10 protein-coding genes, 2 pseudogenes and 1 other annotated feature are annotated in these 5,679 nt (G+C 31.5%); of the genes and pseudogenes, 9 read left to right on the top strand and 3 right to left on the bottom strand.

The window, feature by feature from the left end; genetic code table 11:
- Window positions 1-137: pseudogene (locus JV528_RS14875) on the bottom strand (MFS transporter); the annotation flags it as partial.
- Between the two features lie 235 nt (window positions 138-372).
- Complete coding sequence (locus tag JV528_RS02130; RefSeq protein WP_159083127.1) at window positions 373-534, bottom strand: hypothetical protein; 162 nt, start codon at window positions 532-534, stop codon at window positions 373-375.
- Window positions 535-978: 444 nt separating this feature from the next.
- Here JV528_RS02130 and JV528_RS02125 point away from each other — a divergent pair.
- A pseudogene (locus JV528_RS02125) lies at window positions 979-1,125 on the top strand (JAB domain-containing protein); the annotation flags it as partial.
- 67 nt (window positions 1,126-1,192) lie between these two features.
- Window positions 1,193-1,477, top strand: coding sequence for a hypothetical protein (locus JV528_RS02120; RefSeq protein WP_000171859.1), 285 nt, complete (start codon window positions 1,193-1,195; stop codon window positions 1,475-1,477).
- A 116-nt stretch (window positions 1,478-1,593) separates the two neighbouring features.
- On the opposite strand, the gene JV528_RS02115 is transcribed toward JV528_RS02120, so the two are convergent.
- Window positions 1,594-1,791 (bottom strand): hypothetical protein, encoded by a 198-nt coding sequence (locus JV528_RS02115; protein ID WP_000025835.1) that lies wholly within the window; start codon window positions 1,789-1,791, stop codon window positions 1,594-1,596.
- 159 nt (window positions 1,792-1,950) lie between these two features.
- Between JV528_RS02115 and JV528_RS02110 the strand changes: the two genes are divergently transcribed.
- The 7 genes from JV528_RS02110 (at window position 1,951) to rpmA (ending at window position 5,411) form a co-directional block, all read left to right on the top strand.
- Window positions 1,951-2,424, top strand: a complete 474-nt coding sequence (locus JV528_RS02110; protein WP_001236737.1) for a DUF4930 family protein — start codon at window positions 1,951-1,953, stop codon at window positions 2,422-2,424.
- A gap of 73 nt (window positions 2,425-2,497) precedes the next feature.
- Window positions 2,498-2,617, top strand: coding sequence for a hypothetical protein (locus tag JV528_RS02105; protein ID WP_000840603.1), 120 nt, complete (start codon window positions 2,498-2,500; stop codon window positions 2,615-2,617).
- 198 nt (window positions 2,618-2,815) lie between these two features.
- Complete coding sequence (gene mreC, locus JV528_RS02100) at window positions 2,816-3,658, top strand: rod shape-determining protein MreC (protein WP_000911034.1); 843 nt, start codon at window positions 2,816-2,818, stop codon at window positions 3,656-3,658.
- The gene (gene mreD / locus JV528_RS02095) at window positions 3,658-4,188 is read left to right on the top strand and encodes a rod shape-determining protein MreD (RefSeq protein WP_001259925.1); all 531 of its coding nucleotides are present in this window, start codon (window positions 3,658-3,660) and stop codon (window positions 4,186-4,188) included. Before mreC ends, mreD begins: the two co-directional genes overlap by 1 nt.
- Window positions 4,189-4,214: 26 nt before the next feature.
- Window positions 4,215-4,468 (top strand) — a sequence feature (ribosomal protein L21 leader region).
- A gap of 12 nt (window positions 4,469-4,480) precedes the next feature.
- Complete coding sequence (gene rplU / locus JV528_RS02090; protein ID WP_000457386.1) at window positions 4,481-4,789, top strand: 50S ribosomal protein L21; 309 nt, start codon at window positions 4,481-4,483, stop codon at window positions 4,787-4,789.
- 5 nt (window positions 4,790-4,794) lie between these two features.
- Window positions 4,795-5,115, top strand: a complete 321-nt coding sequence (locus JV528_RS02085) for a ribosomal-processing cysteine protease Prp (protein WP_000633692.1) — start codon at window positions 4,795-4,797, stop codon at window positions 5,113-5,115.
- Window positions 5,116-5,126: 11 nt separating this feature from the next.
- Window positions 5,127-5,411 carry a 50S ribosomal protein L27 gene (gene rpmA / locus JV528_RS02080; RefSeq protein ID WP_000916187.1) on the top strand — a complete coding sequence of 95 codons (285 nt, stop codon included), beginning with the start codon at window positions 5,127-5,129 and terminating at the stop codon, window positions 5,409-5,411.
- The last annotated feature ends 268 nt before the right edge of the window (window positions 5,412-5,679 follow it).

The following is a 5,679-nucleotide window of genomic DNA, read 5'->3' as shown; positions in this document are numbered from 1 at the left end:
AGTGGAAGTACGGGATTGACTAAATCACTCGTAATTGCACCTACAAGTACAGATAGGGAGAGTACCATCATTAAGAGCCTAGTAGAACCCCTTTTTTCAGATTGAATCATTTCTTTAGATTTACTATCCTTTTTCATTTTATTTCCTCCTAAAATATATTGTGATTTTAGGAGGCTAAATCCACTGCTTTCACCATAAACCTCACCTCATAATCATTTATATTGTAAAACCCAATCAACTAACTCACCATATTTCTACAGCATGATTAAAGATTCGGTTCTCCAAACTAACTGAACTGATCAAACAAAAAAAGGCACCAGTTTAACAACCGGTGCCTAATCATTCGTATGCATTTTTACAAATGCAATAGATTCATAAATTTTTGCCCATTATATAAAAGGAGGCAAAAATTTTTCCGGTAGTGATTTCCATTTTTTGTTTTTGTAAAAAAGGACATACTGATCCCGTTGTACCTAAATCCCCTGAAACTTTTACATGCTTTCTAAACTCGACATTAATGAAATCAATTCCCATAAATTTTTGCCTCCTTTCTCATATTGTGATAATAACACAATAATAATTGATGAAAAAGAAATAATCAACCCTACTTTTTTGAAAACCAATTTAAAGCTTTACTACTTTTACTTACATAATAAAGGCAGGTGCAGTATAAACTTTTTTAAATATGTCTACTTTAACGAGCAGGTAGCGTCAGTTAAAGATGATAATTTAAGATCGAAATCATATTATAGATATTCCGAAATTGGGCGTGATTGTTGCAGGTCAAAAGCCTAATTCCTCGATAAAATAAAAAGGAGTTACTTTTTTTATTTGTGGTACATTCTTATGACCGTAATCAATTGTCATCTCATAATTACATTGTATTTTTTCTTTTGATTTAATGCGTTAAATATATGTCCTTAAAGTAAAAACATTGATGTTAATGGATTTTTAGTAATTTACTCTTGATAATAAGCTACGCCCTCACAAGAAGATATCATAACAACAATGAGGTTGAAGGAGTGTGGTTTGATTTTAGGGATAGATTTATTAGATCATATTATAATCGGTGATAATAGATTTACGAGTCTTGTAGAAGCGGGTTACTTTGATGAAAATGATTGAAGTTGATAGAATTAATGACGTATCTTGTGTATAATACCTACGAAGTACTTTCATTGGAGGAAAAATAGTGACTCTATTTATTATTATCGGGGTTCTCGTGCCAATGGTTTATACCATGCAGTTAAATATTAAAAATGAACCTGTAACAAAGCGCAATCTATTAATAACATTAGCTTTATCTACGTTAGGTATTTTAGTAACGGCGTTAGCAGGTGTGATTGTAACGAAACAAGCTTTTCCTTTATTAAGTGTAGCAATTGGCTCAATTTTTACTGGAATCGTTTGGGGCCTTTTACTAAGTGGTAGCTATGCGCTGATACGATTTTTATCTAACGCATTTGGGCGTAAGTAATAGTAATCTGTTCATCAAGTAGTATCCGTGCTTGAAAACAAATTAAAACTCCTAATGTGGAACTAGTTAAAAAATTCTAAACTAGTACATTAGGAGTTTTGTTATGCAGAATAAATTTAATTGTTAAATTGAAAGTGTGGTAAAAACCCACTATTTATTTGAAAAAAATCGAGCAACCATATTAAACCTTGATATCCTAAGTAAATACATAATAAAACAAGTCCGACATAAATTAAAAATCGCAAAATAGAAAGTCCAACTCTAAAAAGGAGGATGACTAATAGTGCTATTAAAATAATTGTTAGTATACTCAATGCTACAAACCTCCTCATACGCTTTTAAATCATAACAAAATTATAAGCTATTTTAAATGAACGTGCATCAGTCCTAAGATATATCATGATTAAGGCTGAAGACTGAGGAAAATATACATAATAAAATATATAATTAGATGAAGACACTGGAGGCGAACTATGAGATTGATATTTAGTATGATTAAAAACATTATAGCAGTAATAGCAATTGTGATAATTGTTTATATCGCCTTGAAATACGCACCTTTTTTAAAAGAACAAGATTGGAATCCTGTAAATCACGATAATGATCAAACAAATCAAGTTACGCAACCCACTAATGATGCCCAACATGTTTATGTAAGTGGTGAGAAATATTCATTAAAAGAAAATGATTTAATAAAGAATGTACCATTAAGCCAAATTAAAAATGTATTTAAAATGATAGATAAACAAGAGTTTATGGCTGTGTCTGGAATGAATCGCATGGCTTATAATGATCAATATATTATAGGTCAAAGAGGAGACGAATTTATTCTTTATAAATTTGGAGATGAGTCAATGCGTGTTTACAATACTGAATTTGAAATGCAACAAGACTTAAATGAATTAGGGCAAAATTTACAACTAAAACCTGAAAATGCTTATCAATAGGAAATTATTGCATAAGAAATATATTTTAGTTATCCTGTCACTAGAATAAATTTAAAAGGTTGGTGTAGTTCAAATGGCAGAACAATCAAAACAGAAACAAGCTAATGAACAACAAAAGGCCCAGAACTTATTCGCACGTTGGAGACAACTTCAGAATTCGAACAGTGAATCCTCGAACGATACAAACAGATAATTTTAAAATTTAAATCGATTATTTAAACTACTAGTGACTGGAATGTTTGCTAGTAGTTTTTTGTTTTTAAAATGCCACAAATATTTTACGGAGTTGTTCATTTTCAAAGTAATTCGTAGTTAGTGCTTTATTTCATAATGGGAGTAATATAAAATAGAAAAGGATATATAATATTTTGACATAATAGAGGTGTTCTGGGTGCTTAAGTTTTTTAAAAATAACAAATTAATTGTTGTTTTATGTGCAATTATCGTTTTTATTGCATTAATTGGGCTGTCCATACGTTCACAATCTCAATCACCTCCTGAACAATATATAGGTGATTCTGTGTCTTTTGGACAACGAGTTGTGAGTTATCCAGTTAATTTTGTTGCTGGTACGATTGGGGACTTTTTTAAAAAAGGAGATTCTAAAGAAGCTAAAAATAAGATTAGCCAGTTAGAATCTAAGAACCAACAATTAGAAGCGGAAAATGAAAAATTAAAAAAAGAGCTTGATTTAAAAGATATTTCAAAATTTGATCCTATTTCTACTACGGTTTTAGCAAGAAATCCGGATCAGTGGATGAATACAATTGTAATTGATAAGGGATCCAAATCAGGTATAACTTCAAATATGGCTGTGATGACATCACAAGGTTTTGTTGGAAGAGTTACTAAAGTTAATAAATTTTCTTCACAAGTTGATTTAATCTCAACTAATACACGTGCGGGTAAATTATCTGTAAATATACAACACGGTTCTAAAAATATATTTGGCTTAATTGATCGTTATGATGAAAAGAACTCAGAACTTGTAATTAGTGATATTAATAATAGAGATAATATCTCAAAAGGTGATAAAGTCGTTACAAGTGGATTAGCTGATCAACTACCAAGTAATTTATATATAGGCGAAGTGACTAAGGTTCAAAATGATCAATACGGCTTAGCTAAAGAAGTTAGGGTTAAGACTGGTGCAGACTTAACAGATTTGAGCCATGTTTATGTTGCAAAAAGAGATCCTAAAACAATTCCTGATGATGAAAGCAGGGATAAATAATGCGTACACTGTATTATTTTTTGATAGGTATTTTATTATTTTATATAGATACTGCAATTGGGCTTCTTATTCCAATGCACATAGGTAAGTTTGAACTTGTATTTGTACCACACCTTACATTTATGTATATTTTAATGATGGTAGTGTATCGCGGCTTTGGCGTATCATTATTGCTCAGCATTTTTTTAGGCGTAATGACTGATGTATACTTTGGTAGTATTTATGGAGTGTACTTATTTGGCTATATATTGTTTTTAGCACTTATAGATCGATTCTTTAAAATTTTTTACAAAGATCATTCGATGTTATTCATTATTATATTAGCTAGCACCTTATTATTAGAAGTCTATGTGGCATTAATATACGGTATGTTAGGATTCATTCAATTTGATATTATTCATTTTGTAGTCTTTAGATTATTGCCAACATTAATTATGAATTTTGTACTGTTGATCATGCTTTATCCGTTGATTATAAAGTTCCTTAAAAAAACAAACAATGACATTGACATGAAACGCCGTCAATGGTAAGATGCAATAGTTGAGTAGTTATAAGTAGCTACATACAACCGCTCAAATATAGGTTCAAGAACATTTTTAATGAAGAAAGCGATTGTCCCACAGAGTGCAAACGCATGACTCATTTACGGAAGTTATTGAAAGAAAGCGATTGTCAATCAAGGCGTTGAAGGAAGAAACGAGAAGAGTTTATCTTTATAAATGACTCGAGTTGCGACCGAAACAACGTAGAGTGCAAACGCTTGACTCAATAACGAAATGTCACCTATGTATGGCGTGACTTATTATACAGGAGGTGCAAAGTATGTTTGCTATTATTGAAACAGGTGGAAAACAAATCAAAGTAGAAGAAGGTCAAGAAATCTTCGTTGAAAAATTAGACGTAAACGAAGGAGATACTTTTACATTTGATAAAGTATTATTTGTAGGTGGAGATTCAGTTAAAGTTGGAGCGCCAACAGTTGAAGGTGCAACAGTTACTGCTACTGTTAATAAACAAGGTCGCGGTAAAAAAATCACTGTATTCACATACAAACGTCGTAAAAATTCAAAACGTAAAAAAGGCCATCGTCAACCATACACTAAATTAACAATCGATAAAATCAACGCGTAATTATTATGATTACTGTTGATATTACAGTTAATGATGAAGGCAAAGTAACAGACGTTATTATGGATGGCCATGCTGACCATGGTGAATATGGTCATGATATCGTTTGTGCTGGAGCTTCAGCTGTATTGTTTGGTAGTGTTAATGCGATTATAGGATTGACATCTGAGAGACCAGATATCAATTATGACGACAATGGTGGTCATTTTCATATAAGAAGCGTTGATACAAATAACGATGAAGCGCAACTAATTCTTCAAACAATGCTTGTGTCTTTACAAACTATTGAAGAAGAATATAATGAGAATATTAGATTAAATTATAAGTGAGGTGCATTCCGATGTTAAAATTAAACTTACAATTCTTCGCATCTAAAAAAGGGGTAAGTTCTACAAAAAACGGACGTGACTCTGAATCAAAACGCTTAGGTGCTAAACGTGCTGACGGTCAATTCGTAACAGGTGGTTCAATTTTATATCGCCAACGTGGTACTAAAATTTACCCTGGTGAAAATGTAGGTCGTGGTGGCGATGATACATTATTCGCTAAAATCGACGGCGTTGTTAAATTCGAACGTAAAGGTCGCGACAAAAAACAAGTTTCTGTATATGCAGTAGCTGAATAATTTTGTCTAGTTAACACCAGAAGTGAATCTTCTGGTGTTTTTTACTTTTTATAAAACGTTTTTCATTATTATTTTCATTTTGTTATTAAAAAATGGGGATTTTAGACGTTATACTAAATGTGCAACTGCATAAGAGCCCCTAATTATTTACAATATATAAGGGGGCTAAAAGGAATACAGTTCCAGTATAAAAAGCAAAAAAGTATCATATTTGGTACTTGGAAATATCAGTAATTTGAGTAAAGTGAACTTAAAAGCAACTGCATAA

This window comes from Staphylococcus sp. GDB20D11A, from assembly GCF_016893255.1.
GTDB lineage: Bacteria > Bacillota > Bacilli > Staphylococcales > Staphylococcaceae > Staphylococcus > Staphylococcus aureus.
This window is presented reverse-complemented; position numbering and strand designations above follow the sequence as displayed.

Coding starts and splice junctions, on each gene's coding strand:
- JV528_RS02130 (WP_159083127.1), bottom strand. CDS start 534: ATGGGAATTGATTTCATTAATGTCGAGTTTAGAAAGCATGTAAAAGTT.
- JV528_RS02110 (WP_001236737.1), top strand. CDS start 1,951: ATGAGATTGATATTTAGTATGATTAAAAACATTATAGCAGTAATAGCA.
- JV528_RS02105 (WP_000840603.1), top strand. CDS start 2,498: ATGGCAGAACAATCAAAACAGAAACAAGCTAATGAACAACAAAAGGCC.
- mreD (WP_001259925.1), top strand. CDS start 3,658: ATGCGTACACTGTATTATTTTTTGATAGGTATTTTATTATTTTATATA.
- rplU (WP_000457386.1), top strand. CDS start 4,481: ATGTTTGCTATTATTGAAACAGGTGGAAAACAAATCAAAGTAGAAGAA.
- JV528_RS02085 (WP_000633692.1), top strand. CDS start 4,795: ATGATTACTGTTGATATTACAGTTAATGATGAAGGCAAAGTAACAGAC.
- rpmA (WP_000916187.1), top strand. CDS start 5,127: ATGTTAAAATTAAACTTACAATTCTTCGCATCTAAAAAAGGGGTAAGT.